General features: G+C 71.3%; 19 protein-coding genes and 2 pseudogenes. 10 read left to right on the plus strand and 11 right to left on the minus strand.

The annotated features are described in order from the left end of the window. Positions 1–7: 7 nt before the first annotated feature. The 4 genes from ACF1GV_RS18300 to ACF1GV_RS18315 all read left to right on the plus strand — a co-directional run bounded on the left by ACF1GV_RS18300 (position 8) and on the right by ACF1GV_RS18315 (position 2830). On the plus strand, positions 8–598 hold the full coding sequence (locus ACF1GV_RS18300) for an RNA polymerase sigma factor (protein ID WP_391681728.1): 591 nt from the start codon (positions 8–10) through the stop codon (positions 596–598). Beyond that, positions 595–1395: an MGMT family protein gene (locus tag ACF1GV_RS18305; protein WP_391681731.1), complete on the plus strand. Its 801-nt coding sequence runs from the start codon at positions 595–597 to the stop codon at positions 1393–1395. Before ACF1GV_RS18300 ends, ACF1GV_RS18305 begins: the two co-directional genes overlap by 4 nt. A 35-nt stretch (positions 1396–1430) precedes the next feature. Next, positions 1431–1976, plus strand: coding sequence for a methylated-DNA--[protein]-cysteine S-methyltransferase (locus tag ACF1GV_RS18310; protein ID WP_391681733.1), 546 nt, complete (start codon positions 1431–1433; stop codon positions 1974–1976). A gap of 101 nt (positions 1977–2077) precedes the next feature. Further along, complete coding sequence (locus ACF1GV_RS18315) at positions 2078–2830, plus strand: 2OG-Fe(II) oxygenase (protein WP_391681736.1); 753 nt, start codon at positions 2078–2080, stop codon at positions 2828–2830. Between the two features lie 43 nt (positions 2831–2873). Here ACF1GV_RS18315 and ACF1GV_RS18320 read toward each other — a convergent pair whose 3' ends face one another. Then, a complete protein-coding gene (locus ACF1GV_RS18320) occupies positions 2874–3851 on the minus strand; it encodes an NAD-dependent epimerase/dehydratase family protein (protein WP_391681738.1) in 978 nt (325 codons plus the stop codon). A gap of 7 nt (positions 3852–3858) precedes the next feature. Beyond that, entirely contained in the window at positions 3859–4812 is a 954-nt protein-coding gene (locus tag ACF1GV_RS18325) for a ScbA/BarX family gamma-butyrolactone biosynthesis protein (protein WP_391681740.1), read from the minus strand. A 221-nt stretch (positions 4813–5033) separates the two neighbouring features. Here ACF1GV_RS18325 and ACF1GV_RS18330 point away from each other — a divergent pair, with 221 nt between their 5' ends. Then, positions 5034–5699, plus strand: coding sequence for a ScbR family autoregulator-binding transcription factor (locus ACF1GV_RS18330; protein ID WP_391681742.1), 666 nt, complete (start codon positions 5034–5036; stop codon positions 5697–5699). Between the two features lie 68 nt (positions 5700–5767). Here ACF1GV_RS18330 and ACF1GV_RS18335 read toward each other — a convergent pair whose 3' ends face one another. Together ACF1GV_RS18335 and ACF1GV_RS18340 are read right to left on the minus strand one after the other, a co-directional pair. Beyond that, a complete protein-coding gene (locus ACF1GV_RS18335; protein WP_391681745.1) occupies positions 5768–6532 on the minus strand; it encodes an SDR family oxidoreductase in 765 nt (254 codons plus the stop codon). A 57-nt stretch (positions 6533–6589) separates the two neighbouring features. Beyond that, positions 6590–7252, minus strand: a complete 663-nt coding sequence (locus tag ACF1GV_RS18340) for a ScbR family autoregulator-binding transcription factor (RefSeq protein ID WP_391681747.1) — start codon at positions 7250–7252, stop codon at positions 6590–6592. 289 nt (positions 7253–7541) lie between these two features. Here ACF1GV_RS18340 and ACF1GV_RS18345 point away from each other — a divergent pair. Then, positions 7542–7724, plus strand: a pseudogene (locus ACF1GV_RS18345) (NUDIX domain-containing protein); the annotation flags it as partial. A 479-nt stretch (positions 7725–8203) separates the two neighbouring features. Here the strand turns inward: ACF1GV_RS18345 and ACF1GV_RS18350 are convergent. Beyond that, positions 8204–8730: pseudogene (locus tag ACF1GV_RS18350) on the minus strand (DUF6584 family protein). 199 nt (positions 8731–8929) lie between these two features. On the opposite strand from ACF1GV_RS18350, the gene ACF1GV_RS18355 reads away from it, so the two are divergent. The 4 genes from ACF1GV_RS18355 (at position 8930) to ACF1GV_RS18370 (ending at position 14251) form a co-directional block, all read left to right on the plus strand. Then, the gene (locus ACF1GV_RS18355) at positions 8930–9460 is read left to right on the plus strand and encodes a TerD family protein (protein WP_391681750.1); all 531 of its coding nucleotides are present in this window, start codon (positions 8930–8932) and stop codon (positions 9458–9460) included. A gap of 542 nt (positions 9461–10002) precedes the next feature. Then, complete coding sequence (locus tag ACF1GV_RS18360; RefSeq protein WP_391681753.1) at positions 10003–11397, plus strand: amino acid permease; 1395 nt, start codon at positions 10003–10005, stop codon at positions 11395–11397. 695 nt (positions 11398–12092) lie between these two features. Beyond that, the gene (locus ACF1GV_RS18365) at positions 12093–12632 is read left to right on the plus strand and encodes a DUF485 domain-containing protein (protein WP_391681755.1); all 540 of its coding nucleotides are present in this window, start codon (positions 12093–12095) and stop codon (positions 12630–12632) included. Next, entirely contained in the window at positions 12629–14251 is a 1623-nt protein-coding gene (locus tag ACF1GV_RS18370) for a cation acetate symporter (RefSeq protein WP_391681758.1), read from the plus strand. The genes ACF1GV_RS18365 and ACF1GV_RS18370 overlap by 4 nt, the downstream gene beginning before the upstream one ends. 45 nt (positions 14252–14296) lie before the next feature. On the opposite strand, the gene ACF1GV_RS18375 is transcribed toward ACF1GV_RS18370, so the two are convergent. From ACF1GV_RS18375 to ACF1GV_RS18400, 6 genes are all read right to left on the minus strand, one after another. Beyond that, positions 14297–16714: a SpoIIE family protein phosphatase gene (locus ACF1GV_RS18375; protein WP_391681760.1), complete on the minus strand. Its 2418-nt coding sequence runs from the start codon at positions 16712–16714 to the stop codon at positions 14297–14299. 120 nt (positions 16715–16834) lie between these two features. Then, positions 16835–18112, minus strand: coding sequence for an ABC transporter substrate-binding protein (locus tag ACF1GV_RS18380; protein ID WP_391681763.1), 1278 nt, complete (start codon positions 18110–18112; stop codon positions 16835–16837). A gap of 5 nt (positions 18113–18117) precedes the next feature. Beyond that, a complete protein-coding gene (locus tag ACF1GV_RS18385; RefSeq protein ID WP_391681766.1) occupies positions 18118–19377 on the minus strand; it encodes a branched-chain amino acid ABC transporter permease in 1260 nt (419 codons plus the stop codon). Then, entirely contained in the window at positions 19374–20255 is an 882-nt protein-coding gene (locus ACF1GV_RS18390; protein WP_391681768.1) for a branched-chain amino acid ABC transporter permease, read from the minus strand. Before ACF1GV_RS18390 ends, ACF1GV_RS18385 begins: the two co-directional genes overlap by 4 nt. Before the next feature lie 5 nt (positions 20256–20260). Continuing rightward, on the minus strand, positions 20261–21076 hold the full coding sequence (locus tag ACF1GV_RS18395) for an ABC transporter ATP-binding protein (protein ID WP_391681771.1): 816 nt from the start codon (positions 21074–21076) through the stop codon (positions 20261–20263). Beyond that, on the minus strand, positions 21073–21831 hold the full coding sequence (locus tag ACF1GV_RS18400; protein WP_391681773.1) for an ABC transporter ATP-binding protein: 759 nt from the start codon (positions 21829–21831) through the stop codon (positions 21073–21075). The genes ACF1GV_RS18395 and ACF1GV_RS18400 overlap by 4 nt, the downstream gene beginning before the upstream one ends. Positions 21832–21834 lie beyond the last annotated feature (3 nt).

Raw genomic sequence — 21834 nt, forward strand, 5'->3', positions numbered from 1 at the left:
CTCAGTGATGGACGACAAGGCCGAGCAGCTGACCGATCTCCTGGCGGCGCACCTCGAATCCGGCTTCACCGAGCTGGTCCGGGTGCACGCCGGGGCGGTGCACGCGTTCCTGTACCGGGTCTCCGGCTCGTTCGCCGAAGCGGACGACCTGGGCCAGGACACGTTTCTGCGTGCCTACACGGCTCTGCAGGAATACAGCCCCGCACGGCGCCGTGAGCTGCGTCCCCGTGCGTGGCTGATGACCATCGCAGCGAACGTGTGGCGCAATCACGTCCGCACTCGGACACGGCGCCCGGCCACAGCCGGACTGCCCGTGGAGGAGACCATGGACGTCTGGCCTGACCACAGCCCGGGCCCGGAGGAACGCGCGGCGACCGCGGAGGACCGCTCCCGCCTGGTCACGGCGCTGTCCGCCTTACCCGAGCACCATCGCATACCGGTCGTGCTTCACCATGTGATCGGGATGAGCTACACAGAGGTGGCCGAGGTACAGGGCTGCGCGGTGGGCACCGCGAAGGCGCAGGTCTCCCGCGGTCTGGCCGGCCTGCGGCGACTGCTCGAACCGGAGCCGACGGCCCTGAAGGAGGTGACGATGTGAACGAAAGCAACGGCGACGCGGTGACGCGGCGCCTGCCGGATCTCGCGACCGGGGCACCGGAGGACTTCGCGCTGCGCGTGCTGCGCCGTGCGGGCATCTCCGAGGAGCGCTACGACACGTACGTGCGCCTCGACACGGCCGCCGGCGGTCTGTTCGTGGCCGCCGGTCCACAAGCCGTGACCGGCGCCTGCCTGGACTCGGCGGGCCTGACCTCGACCGGCTTCGAGGAACTGCACCGCGCGCGCACCGGCCGCTCGGCGATCCCGGGAGGCCGACCGCTCCCCGGGCTCATCCCCGCGCTGCGCACCGGCCGGGCCCGCCGGCTGGCGATCGACCTGTCCGGGCTGCCCGCACAGCAGCGCGCGGTGCTGGAGGCCGTGCGAAACATCCCCGCCGGGCAGCTCCGGCCGCTGAGCTGGATCGCCCGCGAGGCCGACGCCGAGGCCCCGCCCTCGGTCTCGGAGATCCTGCGCGCGCTGGCGGCCAATCCCGTCGCCGTGCTCATACCGTGCCACCGGGTCACACACGACAACGGATCGCCGTGCGACGCCGCGTACCTGCCGAAGGCGGGTGAGGCCCTGCGCCGGGCCGAACACATCGACATGCGCAGGGTGGCGGAACTGTCCCGAGCCGGCGCGGTGTTCCTCGGCAGCGACACCACCTTCATCTACTGCCACCCCACCTGCGCCCACGCACGCCGCATCACCCCCGGGCACCGGGTGCACTTCCGCACCGCGCAGGACGCCCGCGAGGCGGGTTACCGGGCCTGCAAGAGCTGCCGGCCCATCACCGTCTGACCCGGCGCACCACGGAGCACCACAGAGAGGTCCCCATGCCCACCCCACCCACCGCCGCACTCGCCTCGCACCGCACCCCGCTGGGTCTGCTGACCCTCGCGGCCACCGACGACGCGCTGGTGCTGTGCGCCTTCGACGACCGTGAGCAGGCGGTGAACCGGATCACCCGCGGTGGCCTCACCGCCGTGGACGCCGAGGCAGCCACCCCGGCCCAGCTCCGCATTCTCGAGGAGGCGGGCCGCGAGCTCGACGCGTACCTCGAAGGCCGCAGCCGCGCGTTCACCGTACGGATGGACCTCCGCCTGGCCACACCGTTCAGCCGCACCACCGTGGAGCGGCTGGACGGCATCCTCCCGTACGGGGCGACGGGCACCTACGCCGAGCTGGCCGCCGCGCTCGGACGGCCGCGGGCCGCGCGGGCCGTGGGCACCGCGCTGGGCGCGAACCCGCTGTGCGTCGTGCTGCCCTGTCACCGGGTGGTCGGCTCGGGCGGCCGGTTGACCGGCTACGCGGGCGGAGTCGCGGCCAAGCGATTCCTGCTCGACCTGGAGTCCGGCCGCACGGCTGCGCCCTCCCTCTGAACGGGCGGGCGCCGGAGCACATCCCCCGTCTCCGGCGCCCGTCTTCCTCGACGACCGCGGAGCACACCCTGACCAGCTACGACACCCCTCACCTGCCCGGCATGGAACACGGCCGCATCCCCACCGCGCCCGACGCCGGCGCCGACGACACCCTCGACCTGCCCGCCGTGGACGCGCTGGACTGGACGGCGCTGAGCGCGGAGCTGGACGCCGAGGGCGTCGCCGTCACACCGCCCCTGCTGTCGCCGGAGGCCTGCGGCGAGATCCGCGCGCTCTTCGACCGGGACGACGTGTTCCGCAGCACCGTCGACATGGGCCGCCACCGCTTCGGAAGCGGCCGCTACCGCTACTTCGCCGCGCCGTTGCCTCCGGTGGTGACCGCGCTGCGCACGCGGCTGTACCCGCCGCTGGCGCGGATCGCCAACCAGTGGGCGGAACGCCTGGACCGGCCCCGCTTCCCGCAGACCCACGCCGAACTGACGGCGGCGTGCGCCGCGGCCGGACAGCTCCGGCCCACACCCCTGCTGCTGCGCTACGGCCCGGGCGACTACAACTGCCTCCACCAGGACGTCTACGGCGAGCTGACGTTCCCGCTGCAGGTGGCGGTGATGCTGGACCGTCCCGATGTCGACTTCACCGGTGGTGAGAGCGTCTTCGTCGAGCAGCGTCCACGCGCCCAGTCCCGTCCCGTGGTGAAACGGCCGGGACAGGGGCAGGGACTGATCTTCGCGGTACACGACCGTCCGGTGCGGTCGGCGCGGGGCTGGAGCCGCTACATGCTGCGCCACGGGGTGAGCGCGGTTCACGACGGCCGGCGCCACGTCCTTGGTGTGATCTTCCACGACGCGCCGTGACGCCGTGACGCCGTGGCCGGTGCCCCCGGCACCGGCCACGGCGTCACGCCGGCTGCCGCGCGTACCAGTCCCGGCACGCGGCGAACTGCTCTTCGAACACGGGCCCGGGCCGCTGCCCGGACCGCTCCCACAGCCTGCGCGCGTCGTACCAGTGGTCCTGGGTGACCAGGGCGTACTGATGGTCGGAGAGCCCAGGCACCGCCTGTTGGATGCGGGCTCGGTGTTCGGCCGGGGAGATGTCGCCGGGCGGCAGCGGCAGCCCGAGGACACGGTGCAGCGCGAGCAGCAGCCTGCCGAACGGCAGCGGACGCGGATCGGCCGCGTGGTAGATCGCGGGGCCCCGTGCCGCTTCATGGTCACGGACGAGCGCCGCGACGCAGCGCGCCAGGTCCCCCAGCGAGATCACCGAGGTGAGCGGCCTGGTGTGCGCCGGCCAGTCCGGCACGGCCGTCAGCATCCGGGCCAGGGCCGGGACCACCCAGCGGTCGCCCTCCCCGTAGATCAGGTGCGGCCGCAGCACGATGCCGCCGGCGTCCAGGACGGCGGACTCCCCGCGCAGCCGCGACGCGCTCGCCGGGGACAGGGGGCGCGGCGTGATCTCCTCTTCGCCGGCTCCGCGGTGCGGGCCGGTCCCGTACACGGAGGCGGTGCTCAGGTAGATGATGCGCCCGACCCCGGCGCGCCGGGCCTCGTCGAGCAGGGCGCGCACACCGAGGTGGTTGACCGCCTCGCAACGGTCGGGATCGCGCCCCACGTAGGAGGCGGCGTGCACCAGCGTCGTCACGTCCTCGCACACCCCGCGCAGCGTCTCCGGACGCGTGAGATCGGCGCCGATGTGCCGCACCCCGTCGGCGTGGGGAACGACCGGTGCGCCGCGGGACGACAGGACCCTCAGGTCCGGGGCGCCGGAATCGGCGCCCGACAGCAGCGCACGCACCACGGCGCTCCCGACGAAACCGGTGCCTCCGGCCACCAGGACGGTGCCCGTCCCGTGCGCCAAGGGTGTCGTGGGTTCGGCCATGTGCCGCTCACTCCCCGGCCACGGTGAGGATCGCGACCCGGCAGGTGCCGGCCTCGAAGCCGTCCTGGAGGAAGCGGACGGTGAGGGTGTGGCGTCCCCTGCCGTCGTGCTCCGGCTCGTCGGCGGACACCAGGCACGGCAGGTCGAACTCGACGTAGCGCCGGAACTGCGCCTCGCACGCCACCAGGAGACCCCGGGGCGCGCCCAGGGCCAGCAGGCCGGCCTGCCGGGCCGCCTCCATGAGAACCATGCCGGGCACGTGGTCCACCGGGTGGTCGAAGAGCACCGGATGCTCGGGGACGATCCGCAGCGGGTGGGCGCCGGCGTCGGCGCAGGCACCGAGCACGACGTCGGACTCGCGGTCGCGGCCCACGAGCCGCGGGTCGACCGGGGCCGTCGTGGTGTGCGGCGGGCGGGCGTCGATCCGGTCGCCGCGCAGCCGCCGGTAGACGGCCTGCGAGGTGCACTTGCCCTTCAGCCGGCCGCTGCCGAGCCGCTCACCGTCGCGATGGGCGACGACGTCGTAGCCGTAGCGGCTGACCACCCCGGCGCGCCGCTGTATGTGGCTCAGGCGCATGTCGAGCACCACGTGGGCGGGACGGGCCGGACGGGAGAGGCGCACCTGCTCCTCGTCGACCTCGAAGCCGGTGGACTCGGTGAGGAAGCCCGAGCCCATGGGCACGTCGAGCGCTTCGTGGGCTAACAACAGGCAGGCCTGTCGGATCGTTTCCGCAAACAGCATCGGGTCGTGCCAGCGGCCGTCGACCGCTCCGTAGTAGCTGTGGGTGCGGGACCACTGCGCACCGAGGCGGTGATCGTCGTGAACGGTCTCCCACCCGGTCAGCAGCACCTCGGACACGGCGGCACGGTGGACGAGGCTCCGCGGGACGGTCTGCTCGAACAGCCCGGGGTCGCGCCTCTCTCCGAAATGCGGACGGTCGGCTTGCAAAAGGGAATTCATTGAGCCCCCCGAGTTCTGGAAACTGATGTGGAAACACCGTCTGACCAGTACCGATACAGCCTCGAAGGCTCCGCGAGCATCCGAGGCTCCGCGCCGAGAATACTAGCCGAATGGTATTCTTCGGCTATAGCGAAGTGGAAGTTCGGGCGCATGAGGGATCGCGGTGATCACCGGAGAGGCGGAATGCCGTCATCCGCACCGCGGGGGGAGGAGAACCGGCTGTGGCGACGGGAACGAGAACTCGGCAGGAGCGTGCGGAGGCGACGCGGCAGGCGATCCTGGACGGTGCGGCGGCCGCGTTCGACGCGGCCGGGTTCGGCAGCACCAGCCTCAGCGACATCGCCAGGCATTCCGGTGTCACCAAGGGCGCTATGTACTTCCACTTCCAGTCGAAGGAGGCCCTGGCCAGGGAACTGGTGGCGGAACAGTTCGAACTGCTCCCCGAGGGCGCCGATCCCGACCTCCGCGCGCTGCAGCGAGCCATCGACCTGACGCACAGCATGGCCCACGGCCTGCGCACCAGCACCCGGTTGCGGGCGGGCATCCGGCTCGTCATAGAGCTCGGCTCGTTCGCGGCGCCCGACCCGACGCCCTACAACCAGTGGATCGACTCCGTCCGCGACCTGCTGGCGAACGCCCAGGGCGCCGGCGACGTCAAGCCCGAGGTGAACACCGGCGACCTGTCGACCTACATCGTGGGGGCGTTCGCCGGTGTGCAGATCACGTCACAGGTGCGCACCGCCCGGCAGGACCTGCACGACCGGGTCACGGACATGTGGACGTGGCTGCTGCCCGGGGTCGTCCCGGCCCGCCGCCTCGCCCGGTTCGCACCGGCGGGGTCCGGCGAAATGCGGGCCGCGATCGGCGATGGCGCGAGGGCGGACTGAAGCGCCGGCCAGGCTGCCCGGCACCGGCCGGCCCGGTGACGGCACCGCGCGTCACGCCGCGGGAGCCGTCAGAGCCGGGAACCGCCCGAGGCGTCGATGCACTGACCCGTGATCCACCGCGACGCGTCGGACGCCAGGAAGGCGACGATGTCGGCCACATCGGCCGGCTGCCCCAGCCGCTCGAACACGGACCACGCGGCCAGCTCCGCCGCAGCTCGACTCGTACGGCGCTTCTGCGCGTTCATGTCGGTCTCGATGAATCCGGGCCGGACGGAGTTGACCGTGATGTGGCGCGCCCCCACCTCCTTGGCCAGCGCCAGGGTGAAGGTGTCGACCGCCCCCTTGCTCATGGAGTAGACCAGGGACTCGGGGTAGGCGATGCGGGCGGCCGCAGAGGAGATGTTGACGATGCGGCCCCCGTCCGGCATCCGCTCGAGCGCCTGCTGGGCCGTGAACACCAGGGACTTGGCGTTCACCGCGAAGATGCGGTCGAACAGCTGGGGCGTCACCTCGTGGATGCGGGCGGATCCGCTGACCCCGGCATTGTTGACGAGGACGTCCAGTCCGGGACCCGTGCCGTGGCGTGCGGCTCCGGCGTCGAACTGGGCGTACAGGCTCTCCACTCCCCCGGACACCCCCAGGTCCGCTCGTACCGCGAACGCCCGTCCGCCACCGTCCCGGATCGCCCCGACGGTGGTGGCGGCCGCGCTCTCGTCCTCCCGGAAGTGCACCGCCACCAGGGCGCCGTCCTGCGCCAGCCGCTGCGCGATACCCCGCCCTATCCCCCTGCTCGCACCCGTCACCAGTGCCGTCTTGCCCGTTAACACGCCCATGTCCAACCCCCCTTGAGACCTGCCCCGGATCGCAGCCGTGGCAAGTTGTAGCAGCGGTCAGTGACTTGCGGCGCGCCCGCGGGCCAAGGACGCGCCGCCCGTGGGCGCCGTGGTCCTCACCCGCGGGAGGGCGTCCGGGGAGGCGACGACGGGAAGCACCAGTTCCCACAGGCACCCGAGCCACTTGTGACTCTCGTCCTCGGACACGCCCATCCACGCCAGCGTCTCGACTCCGCAGACCACCGCGGTGACGAGGGTGCGCGCGGACAGGTCGGGAACGTCGGCGGCCAACTCGCCGTCCTTGCGCGCCGTTTCGAGCAACTGCCCGAGCCGGTCCAGCCACAGCGGGTAGAAGTCCATGGGGGCCGGGCTCCCGGCCGTCCGCTCCCGCGCGATCCGCACGCCGGCCTTGATGAAGGGATCCGAGCGCAGCATTCCGCTCAGCGCGTGCAGGGCGTCCACGAGGACCTGGAGACAGGACTTCTCCGCGTAGGTCAAGTCCGTGAGCATCGCCTCCAGGATGTCCTGGCCCCGTTTCTGCACGGCGTCCGCGAGGTCGTCCTTGGTCGGGAAGTGGAAGAACAGCGCCCCCTTGGTGACACCGGCGGCCCGGCTCACACCGCCGAGCGTCGACTTGACGAAGCCGTGGAGTGCGAACTGCTCGGCGGCCGCGACGGTCAGCTTCTCCAGCGTACGTTCCGATCGCTCTTGCTTCGCCATCAGTTGGTCCCCCCATGCATCGAAGCGGCAGGACCTGTCCCCGTAGGCCCACCGCCTGCACCGCCGGCCCGTCCCCGGCCTCGCGGTACTCGACAGACGGGAGCGGCTCTCCCGACTGCGGCACAGGATAGAAACCGGTCGAACGACTTGTCAACGAAAAACCGGTCGACTGACTTGTTAAACGAGGGGGTGACCGCAACGGTAGTCGGGCGCACTTGAGCGCGGCCGGATGCCCGCCCTCGCAAGCGAGTTGAGTTCGGCGTTTAGGCCAGGCCACGCGAGGGCGGCCATGCACTGGGGTCGACGTCGGCAGTGGATCAGCACACGTCATGCCCCGTGCGCCTACGGGGCGTTCCAGCGCGTCAGCTACCGACCCATCCCCGTGCTGCCGGGCGGCGCCGTCGCCCTGGACGAGTCCCCCGTCCAGGGCGCTGCCCGCGGGCTGGAGGAGGAACTCGGCGTGCGACACGAACGCCTTGCCGACCCGGAAGGTCACGGGCACGGCCCTGTCGTCGCACCTGATGTGCAGATGTCTGTCCGTTTGCTGCTTCACACTGCGGCAGCTCGGCTGCTCCGCCAGCCGCACCGGGCCCGCGGCGGCGAGGACGGTCAGACGCAGCGCCGCGGCGACGCCCAGGGCGGTTCGACGAGCCGGCATCCTCGTTCTGCCTCTCGACAGCGGAAACGTGCGTCAGACCACCGACCGTCGCGATCGGTTGTACGGCGCAGCGGGCAGGAACCACCCGCAGTCCCCGGAAGAAGGAGGCGAGTGGGCCCTGTTCGAGGTGCCGGTGTGCCCTGCGCGACCGGCTCAGGGCTCTGGCGCCGGCATGCTTCGGGGCCCAGGAACGCCGTCGGCCCGCGAACGGCAGGCAGATGGCGTACGCCGCGCGGCAGGAGGCGTAGTTGTCGCACCATGAGCGGCGCTCCTCACCGGCCCGGTGACGTGTGTCAGTCGAAGAGGGCAAGGAGTCCGTTCACCCAGATCGCGAGGAACACAAGGGCCGCCACCAGACAGCCGGCGCCCGCCAGCACACCGCCGACCGTCCGCGGCTCGGTCGGCGCCTCGCGCTCCCCTTCCAGGTCGTCCCGGCAGGAGGCGGGGTCGTCCCAGTCGACGGGGTGCCCCACCTCCTCGGCCCGAGCGGTCCGCACCGCGATCAGCTGCCCCTGCGCGAAGGCGGTGGCGGCCTTCGCCTCCGGACCACGCCAGGCGAGGGCCTTCATCCGCCACCCGGCAGGCCCGTACCGCGCCTCGAAGCTGCCGTCTCGTCGGCGTCCCGGTCCTCTTCGAGGTACATCCAGCGTCCGGCCTCGGCGGCGTCGCCGTAGAGCCGGTACACCTCGGCCAGACGACGGCGGAGCGTCAGGTCGTGCGGAAAGGACGAAACGAGACCACGCAGGCGCTGGCGCGCGACGGGAACCCGACCGGCAGCCAGGTCTGCTTCGGCTCGGGCAAGGGTCTCTCTCAGGGGCATGAACGCATGATCGGGTACTCCGCCGATCCACGTCGACCTGGTTTTGCCGCTGCCGCCGGCCTGACCACCGTCTCCTGGATGCCGGCGTGAACGACGCCGCAGCGCCAGGGCTCTGCACGGAATGCATCAACGAGCTGTCAGGACCGCATACTTCATCATGCGGGAAGGTCTCACGGTGAACCTGAGGGGGAACGGCAGGATGAGTGGTACGGGCGAAGGGCTGGGCAAGGTCGAGGTGCGGCTCAAGTGGGACCCGAGCCCGTTCGGAGAGGCTCCCCGGCACCTCGACATCATCGCGGCCGTCTACCCGGCCGACGCCCCCTACGGCCGGCCGGCGTACACAGTGCACTACGACAGCCGCTCACCGGACGGCACCATCAACATGACCCGGCACAGCCAGACCGGTATGGGTTTCGGTTTCGTCGAGGTGATGGTCCTGGAGTTCGAGCGGCTCTCGGAAGCCTACGGCCGGGTGGTGGTCGGCGTGGCCATCCACCAGACCGGCGGGCCGCGGACGTTCGATGACATCTCGAACGTCGGCGTCCTCGTCGTCGAGAAGTACCGGCAGTTGATGACGGACGACTTCGCGGAGGTCGCCGGCTCGACGGCGGCTACCGTCGCGGAGTTCTCCCGGGACGCCGGCGGAGCGTGGCAGTTTCGCCGGATGATTCAGGGCTTCGACAGCGACCCGGGGATCTTCAGTTCGGAAATGGGCAGCGCGCGTCACTGATCCGCGATTCGCTCGGGTCGCTTTCCGTCCAGTGCAGCTCACGTCGCCCTGCGGTCGCGGCCATCCCCCACAGCGGGGCTGCACCAGGGCACGCCGTCCGCATCAGCGCCTCTTCGCCCGGGCAGCCGATGCGTTTCCCGCCTCGCCGGTTCACCGACGCGGGGCCGTTCTGCGGCGGCGTGAATACCGGCAACCCCTTCCGGCAACCCGTCGAAGACGACCGCGAGCGCGAGGAGGGCGGCCCCCGTTGTGCCGGGCCCCGGAGACCAGGTCACCGCCCACACCGCCTCTCCTCGCGCTTCCCCCGTGCCGCTCCCCCGCCGACGGCCGCATCGTGACACGGCCACGTCACACCGGACATTGCCCGGTTCCGGCAATCTTGACGCCCGTTCGATGCCGGAGAGCATCAAGGTTCGGCCCGCCCGGCCGTCTTGACACCTCTTTGACGGGCCGCTGATCGTTCCTGACGTAGTCTTGAAGACGGTGTGCCGGGAAGTCTGGTCGGCGAAGGTCCCTCATCCACTGCTTCGAAAGGTCTTCGCGTGGCTTCCCCCGCAAAGGCAGCCCCCACGGCTGCCGCACCCAGCATCCGAGGCCGTACGCCACGGCGTTCGGTCCTGTTCTTCGCCTTCGCCTTCGCGGTGATCGCCGACCCGGTCTCCTCCGTGGCCTACGCGATCGAGGCGGCGCTGCGCGCCCTGCACGGAGACCTGGGGCTGCTGCTGCCGACCATGAGTCTCGTCGTCGGGCTCGTCGTCGTGGTGACAGCCAACTACTGGCAGCTCGTGCGCCGCTTTCCCAAGGGCGGCGGCGCGGCTGCCGCCGCGGCACGGGCCTTCGGCTCCCGCTGGACGTTCCTGCCGATCGGCGCGCTGGTCGTCGACTTCGTCCTGACCATCGGCATCTCCATCTCCGCCGCGGCCAGCGCGGTGATCGCCCTGTTCCCCGGCCTGGCACCGGTCCGCATCCCGCTGGCCCTGCTGCTCCTGCTCGTCGTGGCCGGTCTGACCTGGTTCGGACACGGCGGCCGGTTGCTCTTCGCCCTCATGACCGTGGCCTTCGTGGTGATCTCCGTCGCCGTGGTGGTGCTCGGTTTCACCGCCCCGCACGCCACCGGTCACGCGGCGGCGAGTGCGGACCCGGGTCACTCCGCCACCCTCGCGGTGGTCCTGGCCTTCCCCGTCGCCATGGCCCTGGCCACCGGGGTCGAGGCCCCCTCGACCGCGATCGCGCAGCTCGGTCAGCTCGACGACACCCACCGGCGCCGCTTCGGCCGCGGCACGCTCGCCCTGCTCGTCGTCATCGTCGGCGGCCTCACCCTGGCACTGACCGCGCTCGCCGTACGCCTGGGCATCGGCATCCCCGGCACCGACTCCACCCAGATCGCCGACATCGCCCACGCGGCGGCCGGGCCGGGCCGGCTCTACGGCGCTTTCCAGCTCACCAGCTCCTTGTTGCTGCTCGCCGCGGCCAGCTCGTCCTTCCAGGCCGGACCGGGTCTGCTGAAGGCCCTGTCCGGAACGACCGGGCGCCCTGGTGTGCTCCCGCCCGTCCTGGGCCGGACCAACGGCCACCACACGCCGTACTGGTCGGTCGTGGTGTACCTGGCCGCCGCCGCGGTGATCATCGTCGCCGCGGCCGGCCAGGAACAGGAACTGGTCCTGTTCTACGCCGTCGCGGTCTTCGTCAGCTTCCTGGTGGGTCTGATCGCCATGGCCCGCTTCGCCGACCGTGAGCGCAAGCCGGCGCTGGCGTGGGTCAACGGCCTCGCCGCCGCGGCCGTCGCCTTCACCCTCGTGGTCAATCTGCTGCGCGGCTGGCCGGTGCTGTCGATGGCGGCGACGTTGCTCATTGCCGGTGGCCTGTACCTGCGCTGGAACCGGGCCGGCCGCCCCACCGGTATCGAAGACGTCGAGGCCCACGCGGAGACCGGCTGACCGTGCCGGGCAGTGGCCAGCCGATCGCAGAGACCGACCTGCTCTGCTCCTGCGACCGGCTGCCGCTCTCCCCACCGCCTGCGCGTTCGACGCCCGCAGCACAAAACGCCCTTGCTGAGGCCGGCCGTCCCAGCTGTCCACTTACACGTGGCCCTTGCCCGCCAAGCCGGCAATCGTGCGGCCGCGACCGAGCCTGCAATACCTGCCGCAGGCCGGTCACGGCACCCGTCCCTGCGCCTTCCATGGCGCCACCGGCAGCTCCGGGGCCGGCAGCGGAGCACCCTCGTACCCCTTCACCTCACCGAACCGCCCGCGAACTGGCCCGGGCCCGGTTCTTCGACGGGCCCCTCGGCGTGCTCCCGGTCCCCGGGTTGGACCTCGCCCACGGGCGGGCTGCCAGACGGATCTAGCGGTTGGTCGCAGACATTGCGCCTCCCGTCGTCGCGGCCCCCTGCGAACATACCGACCAGTAGGTACGTCGGTCGCAGTGATATTCACCACAGGCCGGTCCGGCCGTCGGACGCCTATGGTTCGGAGGCCGTCGAGCCGTCGGCCGCTGCTGCCGTCCAGATGCGATCTCGAGCTCAAAACGTAACGCTCGACTGGCTTATCAAGCATCCCAACCAGTCGGTATCGTGCGCCGCCACGCTCTTCTCCAGCCCCAACGGTTCCTCGCAGCATCGGAAGGCCACGCGATGACATATCCCGACGACGGGCGGTATACGCAGCCGGCATCGCCGTATTGGACGCAGCCGCGGAACGAGCCGTCCGGCGGCGCCCCTCGGCACGAGGCGTACGGCCGGGACCCGTGGCACGAGTCCGCGTCCGGATACGACAACTCTCCGTTCCGCAGCGGCAGCCACGTGCACGGCGACTCTCCGTACGACAGGTACGGAACGGCCACCCGGCAGGAGCCGTACGCGCACGCGGCCCCTCGGAACGGCGGTGACCTCGTCGCCCTCCGCTCGGCCTACCGTGTGCTCCGCCGGGTCTCCACGTTCTCCGCACTCGGCTCGTTCGTGGTCTACGTGGTGCTGTCCTGCTACGCACCGGACCTGATGGGGTCCAAGATCGCCGGGGAGCTGAGCCTGGGAATGACCCTGGGGGTCCTGCAGCTCGTCGTCACCTTCTGGGCGGTCTTCTGGTACGGGCGCAGCGCACGACGCTCGGTGGACCCGTTGGCCGGCGCCGTCAGGGAGCGGGCGGCCGGCCGGGCCGCGGGGGTGGCGAGATGAACGCCGTCGACTCCGGTACGCAGACCATCGTCCTCGTCCTGTTCACCGCCCTGGTCACCGTCACGCTGCTGATCTGCGTGATGGCGGGACCGGAGCGCGACGACCTGACGAACTTCTACACCGGCTACCGCTCGCTCACCCCGATCAAGAACGGCCTGGCCATCGCGGGCGACTACATCTCCGCGGCCACGGTGCTGAGCACCACCGGCATCATCGCGCTCGCCGGATACGACGGCTATGTCCTCGCGGTCAGCACCGCCCTGTCCCTGGTGCTGCTGATGTTCCTGATGGCGGAGCCCCTGCGCAACGCCGGCCGGTTCACCATGGGCGACGTCCTGGTCCGCACCCTGCCCGGGCGTGACCGGGCCGTGCGTGTCGCCGCCTCCCTGGTGACGCTGGCGGCGACCCTGCCCTTCCTGGTCGTCCAGCTCTCCGGGGCCGGGTCGCTGCTCACCTTCATCCTGGACATCCCGCACGGGGAGGGTGCCCGGACCGCGTGCATCGTCATCGTGGGCAGCCTGATGATCATTTACGCGGCACTCGGCGGAATGAGGGGCACCGCGCTGCTGCAGATGATCAAGATCGTCATCCTGCTCGGCACCAGCGCCGCCATCGCCGCGCTGGTCCTCAACCGCTTCGACTGGAACCCCGGAGAAGTGCTCAGGGCCGCCCAGCACGGCAGCGGCACGGGCCCCGCTTTCCTTCAGCAGGGCCTCCAGTTGGGCACCTCGGCCGTGGACCGGCTGGACTTCGTCGGGCTCCAGATCACCGTGGTCCTCGGCGTGGCCTGTCTGCCCCACATCACCATGCGTCTGTACTCCGCGCAGGACGTGCCGGCCGTGCGCCGCTCCATGTCGTGGGCGGTCGGCACGGTCACCACCTTCTGTCTGCTCGTGATCATCGTGGGGACCGGCGCGGCGGCGCTGGTGGGTTCGCGGTCCATCACCGCGGTCGACCCGCACGGCAGGACGGCGCTGCTCATGCTGTCCCAGGTGCTCGGCGGTGCGCCCGACTCCGCGGGCGTGACGATGCTCTACTCGGCCGTGGCGGGCATGGTGTTCATCACCCTGCTGTCCTCGGTCGCGGGAATGACCCTGGCCGCGGCCTCCTCGCTCGCCCACGACCTGTTCGCCCACGCGGTGCGGCGGGGACAGGCGGAGCCGCATACGGAGATGACCGTCGCGGCGTGGACGAGCGTGGCGGTGGGCACGCTGGCCATCGCGCTCTCCACCCTGGTCCAGGACTGGGACGTCGCCGTGCTGACGACGCTGGCCGTCTGCATCGGGGCGTCCGCGGTGGCCCCCGCGCTGACCTACTCCCTGTTCTGGAAAGGATTCACGCGCACCGGCCTGCTCGCCTCCCTCTACGGCGGTGCGAGCTGCGCGCTGGTGCTGATGATCTTCTCCAAGGCCGTCTCGGGCACACCGTCCGCCGTCTTCCCGGACGCCGACTTCCACTGGTTCCCCATGCAGTCCACCGGCCTGATCTCCATCCCCTTCGGTTACCTGGCGGGATGGCTGGGCAGCCGTCTGGACCACCGGCGCCGCGCCGCCGACAGCCGGCAGAGCCGGCAGCTCTACGAGGAGACTGAGGCACGCCTGCTCGCCGCCGCCGAGTGACCGAGAACACCACCGAGGATCGACCACCACTGTGCCCGGCGACGGTCAGGTGACCGTGCCGGCCAGTGGCTGTTCGGTCCACACGGTCTTGCCCTCGCGGGTGTAGCGGGTGCCCCAGCGTTCGGACATCTGGGCCACCAGGAACAGGCCGCGCCCGCCCTCGTCGGTGGTTCGGGCGCGGCGCAGGTGAGGCGCGGTGTGGCTGCTGTCGCTGACCTCGCACACCAGAAAGCGTTCGCGGATCAGCCGCAGGGTCGCGGGGCCACTGGCGTACCGGTAGGCGTTGGCGACCAGTTCGCTGACGATCAACTCGGTGCTGAACACCAAGTGGTCCAGACCCCATTCGGACAGCTTGGCCGAGACCAGTGCCCGGGCCCGGGCGGCGTCGGCCGGCTCCAGCCGCAGCTGCCAGGAGGCGACGTCGTCCGGAGGCAGCATGCGGGTGCGGGCGATCAGCAGCACGATGTCGTCGCTGGGGCGCGTCGGCACGAGCGCGTCGACCACCGCCTGGCAGGTCCGTTCCAGCGCGTCGGCGGGACGGGTGAGCACCGCGCACAGCCTCGCAAGGCCGACGTCCGCATCGATGTCGCGCTCGCCGATGACGCCGTTGGTGTACAGGCTCAGCAGGCTCCCCTCGGGCAGGTCGATCTCCTGGGCCTCGAACGGCAGGCCGCCCAGGCCCAGCGGTGGGCCGGCGGGAAGGTCGAGCAGGGCCGGCTGTCCGTCCGGAGCGGTCACCACCGGTGGCGGGTGGCCGGCGCGCGCCGCGGAACACCGCCCGGAGACCGGGTCGTACACGGCGTACAGGCAGGTGGCGCCCACGACCTGCTCGCCCACCGGCCGTTCGCCGAATGCTTCCTGCTCGGCCGCCAGCAGGGTGACCAGGTCGTCCAGACGGGAGAGGACCTCGTCCGGCTCCAGATCGAGGCTGGCGAGGGTGTGGACGGCGGTACGCAGCCGGCCCATCGTGGCAGCGGCATGGATGCCGCGCCCCACCACGTCGCCGACGACGAGGGCGACCCGGGCCCCGGACAGCGGAATGACGTCGAACCAGTCGCCGCCCAGGCCCGGGGCCGCACTGGCCGGCAGGTAGCGCAGGGCCACCTCGACGGCCGACTGGTCCGGCACCGTCCGGGGCAGAAGGCTGCTCTGCAGGGTGAACGCGGTCTGCTGCTGCTGGGTGAAGCGCCGGGCGTTGTCGATGGCGACGGCGGCGCGCGAGCCGAGTTCCTGGGCGAGGGTGAGGTCGTCCGCTTCGAAGGGATCGGGGCGGCGCGAACGCCACAGGGTCAGCACGCCCAGTACCAGGCCCCGTGCGGCAAGAGGGACCACGATCAGCGAATGGGCGCCCAGATCCGGCGCTTGCGCCCCCTGCCGGGTTTCGGCCGAGAAGGAGTCGGGCGGCAGAACCGGTTCCAGGACCGGCCGTCCTTCGGCCAGGCACAGCGCCTGGGGTGTGCCGGGCGGGAACTCCACCGGCGCGCCCTGGGGATGGGGCGGGCCGGGTTGCTGCGGGCCGACGCCGCAGGTCCCCACGCGCACCACGGGTCCTCCCAGTGCCTGGACCGGTTCCGCACCGCTTGTCACCGACTGCACCAGGTCCACCGACGCATGGTCGGCGAGGTGGGGCACCATCACCTCGGCGAGTTCCCGGGCGGTCTCCGCCACGTCGAGGGTGGTTCCGATACGGCTGCCCGCCTGGTCCAGGAGCGCGAGCCGGCGCTGGGCCCGATGGCGTTCGGTGATGTCCTCGATCATCTCGGCCACGCCCAGGACGCGGCCGGAGGGATCCTCCATCCGGAAGCCCGAGACCAGCGCGACCCGCTCTCGTGCCGGATCGCGCTCGAGGCGGGCGAACTGCTCGGAGTAGACCAGCGGTCTGCCCGTTTCCATCACCTGGCGTACCCGGTCCACGGCCCTGCGCGCGTCGTCGGGCAGGAGCATGTGGCCGGTGGGCAGACCCCGGAAGTCCGGTGCCGGGACGCCCGTGAAGCGTTCGACAGCCCGGTTGACGCGCAGAACCCTCAGGTCGGTGCCGTGGACGACCAGGCCGATCGGGGACTGCCGGTACAACCCGTCGAGGATCGCGCGGTCCCTGTGCCACTCCAGGACGTCGGCCGCGAGCGCCCCGGCGACCAGCCACTCACGGACCCCGTCGGCGCGGGAGAACGCGTGAGCCGTGAGCCCGGCCTCCACCCGGCGTCCGTCGTGGTGCCGCACTGTGAGCACCCCGGACCAGTCGCCGGCTCTCCGGCAACGTGCCGCGGCTTCCCGGACGGCCCGATCACGCGGTTCGGCCAGGATCTCGGATGCCGGGCGACCGATCACGGCCGGGCCCGGATGGCCGAGCAGTTCCTCGGCCATCCGGCTCCATCCGACGACGGCGCCCCGGTCGTCGAGCACCGCGAGCGCGGCGAGGCGCGGGGTGAGCGGATCGTCGTGGCGTGCGCTGAACTCCGTCATCCGCTTCTCCACCGCTGGTGACGTGGTGATACGCGTAAGCCTAGTGAACCCGGTGCAGACGTGCCCGCGCCCGCCGTGGCGCAGGGCGTGGCGGGCGCGGTGATCATTCGGTCCGGTGGCTCACTTCGCGACGGGTCCGAACTCCTTACGGGTGTCGACCGGCTTGCCGAACAGCTGCCACCGCTCGCCCTTGAACTGCATCAGCTGCATGGTCTCGAGCGGGAAGGCGTCGTGGGGTCCGGTGGAGAGGGTGACTCCGGGCAGCAGCATGTCCACCTTGACGTCCCTGAGGTTGCGCACCGCGTCCCGCAGTCCCTCCCTGGTCGGGCACTTCATCGTGTCCAGGGCCTTGTGCAGGCTGGAGGCGACGGCCCAGCCGTAGGCGTTGAACTGGTTGGCCGGGTCGCTGTCGGGCGCGTACTTGTGCAGCGCCTCCTTGTAAGTCTTCACCTCCGGGTCGTCGGCCCACTGCGGGTCGGCGGGGTCCTTGAAGTAGGTCGCCGAGACGACACCCTGCACGTTCTTGAATCCGACGGGCTTGAGCACGGCGGTGGACGACGCCACGTTGTTGACGATGTGCAGCGGGTTCCACCGGGTGTTCCTGGCGTCGGCGGCGAGGGCCTGGCTGCCGAACTTGGGCGTGGTGATGTCGAGCAGCACGTCCGCCTTGGAGCGGGCGAGGCTCGTCATCTGCGCCGAGACGGAAGGGTCGGTGACCTCGTAGCTCTCCTCGGCGACCACCTTGACGCCGCTGCCGGCGACGGCCTGCTTGAACCCGCCGAGCAGGTCCTTGCCGAAGTCGTCGTTCTGGTAGAGGACGGCGACCTTGGCATCGGGCCTGGCGTCCTTCAGGTACTTGGCGTACACCCGGGCCTCGGACACGTAGTTGGGCTGCCAGCCGATGGTCCAGGGGTGCTTGTCGTCCGTGCCCCAGACGGAGGCGCCCGTGGCGACGAAGGGCTGCGGCACCTTCTGCTGGTTGAGGTAGTCCCACACGGCTGCCGTGGACGGGGTGCCCAGGCTCTGGAACACGGCGAACACCTTCTCCCGCTCGACGAGTCTGCGGGCCTCCTCGACCGCCTTGGGCGGCTGGTAGCCGTCGTCGCGGACGACGAACTCGACCTTGCGGCCGTCTATGCCGCCCTTGTCGTTGACGTAACTGAAGTAGGCGGCCACGCCCTTGCTGATCGTGCCGTACGCGGAGGCCGGTCCGGACAGCGGGTAGATCCCGCCCAGCTTGATGGTCTTGTCGGTGATGCCGGTGGTCTGCTGGCCCTTGCAGGCGCCGCCGGCGGCGCTGTCCTGGGCGTCCTGGCCTCGCTGGCTGCTGCAGGCGGACGCGGCGAGCAGTGCGGCGGTGGCGGCCGCGGCCGTACACAGAGCGGTCGTCTTGCGCATGTGCTTCATTCCTTTTCCGTGCGGGGCGGTGCGCCCACGGGTTCGACATCGACGACTGCGGCGTCCGCGGGGGTGAGAGTCGCGGAGGGTCCGGAATCGGCTTGGGGCTGGGGTTCCGTGTCGGCCGCGGAGGCGGACATCGGCTTCGGCTCCTCGTGGGCCGCGGCGGCGGATGAGGGCTTCGGCTCCCCTTCGGGTGCGGCGGCGGATGAGGGCTTCGGCTCCCCTTCGGGTGCGGGTCCGGCCTCGGGCGTGGGGTCGGCGGCGATCGTGGTGGCGCGGGGCAGGCGATGGGTGACCGCACCCAGGACACGGCCCGGCAGACCGGCCAGTCCCGTCGGGGCCACGAACATCACGATGATGATCAACAGGCCGAACACCACTCCCGGTGCCGCCTCGCTCACGTCCTGGGACACGCTCGGCACGTACATCACGAACGCCCCGCCCAGCAGGGGCCCGTACAGCGAGCCGAGCCCCCCGACCACCAGGCCGGCCAGCAGCGTGATGGACAGGACGAAGCTGAAGGAGTCGGGCGAGACGAAGCCGATCACCCAGGTGTACAGACACCCGGCGACACCGGCGAACATCGCGCTCCACGCGAAGGCCATGGTCTTATGCAGCGACAGCCGTACGCCCATGACCTCGGCGGCGCTCTCGTTGTCCCGCACGGCGAGCAGTGCCCGGCCGACCCGGGACCGCAGCAGGTTGCGGGCGAGCAGCAGGACCGCCGCGGTGACGGCGAGGACGACGAAGTACGTCCACTGGTCCTCGGCCAGGCCGCTCCAGGCGGGCGGCCGCAGCTTGTCCACGGTCAGCCCCATGGAGCCGCCCGTCACCGGTTCGAGCCGCTTGAGCAGCGGTGGCAGGAACACCGCGAACGCGAGGGTGACCAGGGCCAGGTAGAGCCCGCGCAGCCGCAGCGCGGGCACTCCGAACGCGAGGCCCAGCAGGAAGCATCCGGCGGCCGCGACCGGCAGCGTGGCCAGGTGGCCGGTGTCGTACCGGTCGAGCATGACCGCCGCCGTGTAGGCGCCCGCCGCGAAGAAGGCGCCGTGCCCGAGCGAGATCTGCCCGCCGAAGCCGACCAGCAGGTTCAGGCCGGACAGCGCCACGGCGTACAGGAGCACCATGGTCAGCTGGAAGACCTGGAAGGGGGCGAAGTAGAACGGTGCGCCGGCGGCGACCGCCGCGGCGAGCAACAGGGTGAGCATGGCCCGCAGGCGCCGGCCGCGGTCCGTGCCTAGGGTTGCGATCATCGTGCTCATGCGCGCTCCACCGCCGCCCGTCCGAACAGGCCCTGAGGCCGCACCAGCAGCACCGCGAGGATGATCACCAGGGGGACGCCCACCTTCAGATCGGCACCGATGACGTCGACGTACGCCCCGGTGAGCGTCTCGGCGACGCCCACGAACAGGCCGCCGACGACGGCGCCGACCGGGCTGTCGAAGCCCCCGAGGGTGGCCGCGGCGAACGCGTAGATCAGCACCCCGCCCATCATGTTGGGCTCCAGGAACAGCAGCGGGGCGACGAGCACGCCCGACACCGCGCCGACCATCGCGGCCAGGCCCCAGCCGAGCATCAGCACCCGGCCCACGCGGATGCCCGACAGCCGGGCGGAGGCCGGGTTGCAGGCGACCGCCCGCATCACCAGGCCGATGGAGGTGTGCTGGAACAGCAGGTACAGCAGTCCCATGACGACGGCCACCACGCCGATGATCCCGAGCGTCGACCAGTCCACGCGTACCCCGGCCAGGTCGAGCCCGCCGTCGGGGAAGGGCTGCGGGAAGTCCTTCACGGTGAACGACCAGATGAGGCCGGCCAGCGCGTTGACGAAGATGAACAGGCCGACCGTGACGATGACCACCGTCAGCTCGGGTGCGCCCTGCACGGGGCGGATGACGATCCGCTCGACCAGCATGCCGCCGGCGAAGGACACCGCGAGGGTGACCGGCAGCGCCAGCCAGAACGGCATCCCGGACGCCACCAGCTGCCAGGCGACGTAGGTCGAGAGCATGGCCAGCTCGCCCTGCGCGAAGTTGACGATCCCGGTGAACCGGTGGATCAGCACCAGGGCCAGCGCCAGACTGGCGTACACCGCCCCGGAGCCCAGCCCCTCCACCACTTGCTGGAGAAGATCGGTCACGGCGCTCACCCGTCCTTCCGGGTCAGGATGGAGACACCGAGGTACACCTCGGCGACCTGCCCGTCCTCGCGGATCCGCGCCGCCGGTCCGGACAGCACCAGGCGGCCGGCCTCCAGTACGTGCGCCCGGTGCGCGATGTCCAGCGCGAGCTGGGCGTTCTGTTCGACGACGACCACGGTGGTGCGTTCCTCCTCGTTGACGGCACGGACGATCTCGAACAGCTCGCGGGTGACCAGAGGCGCCAGTCCCAGGGACGGCTCGTCCAGGAGCAGCAGCGAGGGCCGCAGCATCAGCGCCCTGCCGATGGCGAGCATCTGCTGCTCCCCGCCGCTGAGGCTGCCGGCCGCCTGGCCGGACCGCTGGCGCAGCTTGGGGAAGTAGCCGTAGATCCGCTCCAGGTCGGCCGCCACCGCCGCACGCTCGGCGCGGCCCCGCCGCAGGCCGGAGCGCAGGTGGGCACCGATGCGCAGGTTCTCCTCGACGGTCAGGTCGTTGAAGGTGCCGCGGCCCTCGGGAACGTGCGCCACGCCGAGCCGGGCGGCCTGCTCGGGCGAGCGACCCAGCAGTTGTGTGCCGTTCAGGGTGACCGAGCCGCGACCGCGGACCATGCCGCACAGTGCCCGCAGCGTCGTGGTCTTGCCGGCGCCGTTGGGTCCGAGGACGGCGCACACCTCACCTCGGGCAACGGAGAAGTCGAGGCCCTGGAGCACGCGGGCCTGGCCGTATCCGGCATGCAGGCCGGACACCTTCAGGAAGTCGGGCTCGGCACTCGCTTCGACCCCGGTGGGACCGGTGGCGTCACCGGTGGTGGGCTCGCTCACGCGGCCACCCCCAGGTACGCCTCGACGACCGCCGGGTCGCGCTGGATCTCCTCCGGCGAGCCCTCGGCGATGGTGCGCCCGAAGTCCAGACACACGATCTTGTCGCACAGGCCCATCACGAACCCCATGTGGTGTTCGACCACCACGAGCGTGAGGTCGAACTCCCTGCGCACCGAGTGGACCAGGTCCGCGAACTGGCCGACCTCTCCGTGGCTGAGCCCGTTGACGGGTTCGTCGAGCAGCAGCAGACGCGGCCGTACCGCGAGCGCCCGGGCGAGTTCGACGCGTTTGAGCGTGCCGAACGGCAGCCCGGAGGCGGGGCGGTCGGCGACGTCCGCCAGGCCGAGCCGCCGTAGCAGGTCGTCCGCGTGATCACGTAGTTCTCTCTCCTCCCGCCGGACGCGGGGCAGCCGGAGCGCCGCGGCGAGGTGTCCGGTGCGCCCCCGGCTGTGGGCGCCGACCATGACGTTCTCCCGGACCGTGAGCCGCGGGAACAGGCCGAGGTTCTGGAAGGTGCGGGCGATGCCGCGCCCGGCCACGGCGTGCGGCGGAAGGGCGAGCAGGTCCTCACCCTCGAACCGCACCGTTCCCGCGTCGGGGGTGCAGCGCCTGGTGAGGCAGTTGAACAAGGTGGTCTTGCCGGCTCCGTTCGGTCCGATGAGTCCTACGGCGGTGCCCGGCTCGACGGTGAATGCGACACCGTCCAGTGCCGTGATTCCGCCGTAACGCACGGTGATATCGTCGACCGCGAGCATGAG

It is taken from the genome of Streptomyces sp. NPDC014006, from assembly GCF_043088925.1.
GTDB lineage: Bacteria > Actinomycetota > Actinomycetes > Streptomycetales > Streptomycetaceae > Streptomyces.

What these genes read in the sequence shown, in the direction of transcription:
- ACF1GV_RS18300 (WP_391681728.1), top strand. Translation starts at nt 8, where the DNA reads ATGGACGACAAGGCCGAGCAGCTGACCGATCTCCTGGCGGCGCACCTC.
- ACF1GV_RS18310 (WP_391681733.1), top strand. Translation starts at nt 1,431, where the DNA reads ATGCCCACCCCACCCACCGCCGCACTCGCCTCGCACCGCACCCCGCTG.
- ACF1GV_RS18315 (WP_391681736.1), top strand. Translation starts at nt 2,078, where the DNA reads ATGGAACACGGCCGCATCCCCACCGCGCCCGACGCCGGCGCCGACGAC.
- ACF1GV_RS18320 (WP_391681738.1), bottom strand. Translation starts at nt 3,851, where the DNA reads ATGGCCGAACCCACGACACCCTTGGCGCACGGGACGGGCACCGTCCTG.
- ACF1GV_RS18325 (WP_391681740.1), bottom strand. Translation starts at nt 4,812, where the DNA reads ATGAATTCCCTTTTGCAAGCCGACCGTCCGCATTTCGGAGAGAGGCGC.
- ACF1GV_RS18335 (WP_391681745.1), bottom strand. Translation starts at nt 6,532, where the DNA reads ATGGGCGTGTTAACGGGCAAGACGGCACTGGTGACGGGTGCGAGCAGG.
- ACF1GV_RS18340 (WP_391681747.1), bottom strand. Translation starts at nt 7,252, where the DNA reads ATGGCGAAGCAAGAGCGATCGGAACGTACGCTGGAGAAGCTGACCGTC.
- ACF1GV_RS18355 (WP_391681750.1), top strand. Translation starts at nt 8,930, where the DNA reads ATGAGTGGTACGGGCGAAGGGCTGGGCAAGGTCGAGGTGCGGCTCAAG.
- ACF1GV_RS18365 (WP_391681755.1), top strand. Translation starts at nt 12,093, where the DNA reads ATGACATATCCCGACGACGGGCGGTATACGCAGCCGGCATCGCCGTAT.
- ACF1GV_RS18370 (WP_391681758.1), top strand. Translation starts at nt 12,629, where the DNA reads ATGAACGCCGTCGACTCCGGTACGCAGACCATCGTCCTCGTCCTGTTC.
- ACF1GV_RS18375 (WP_391681760.1), bottom strand. Translation starts at nt 16,714, where the DNA reads ATGACGGAGTTCAGCGCACGCCACGACGATCCGCTCACCCCGCGCCTC.
- ACF1GV_RS18380 (WP_391681763.1), bottom strand. Translation starts at nt 18,112, where the DNA reads ATGCGCAAGACGACCGCTCTGTGTACGGCCGCGGCCGCCACCGCCGCA.
- ACF1GV_RS18385 (WP_391681766.1), bottom strand. Translation starts at nt 19,377, where the DNA reads ATGAGCACGATGATCGCAACCCTAGGCACGGACCGCGGCCGGCGCCTG.
- ACF1GV_RS18400 (WP_391681773.1), bottom strand. Translation starts at nt 21,831, where the DNA reads ATGCTCGCGGTCGACGATATCACCGTGCGTTACGGCGGAATCACGGCA.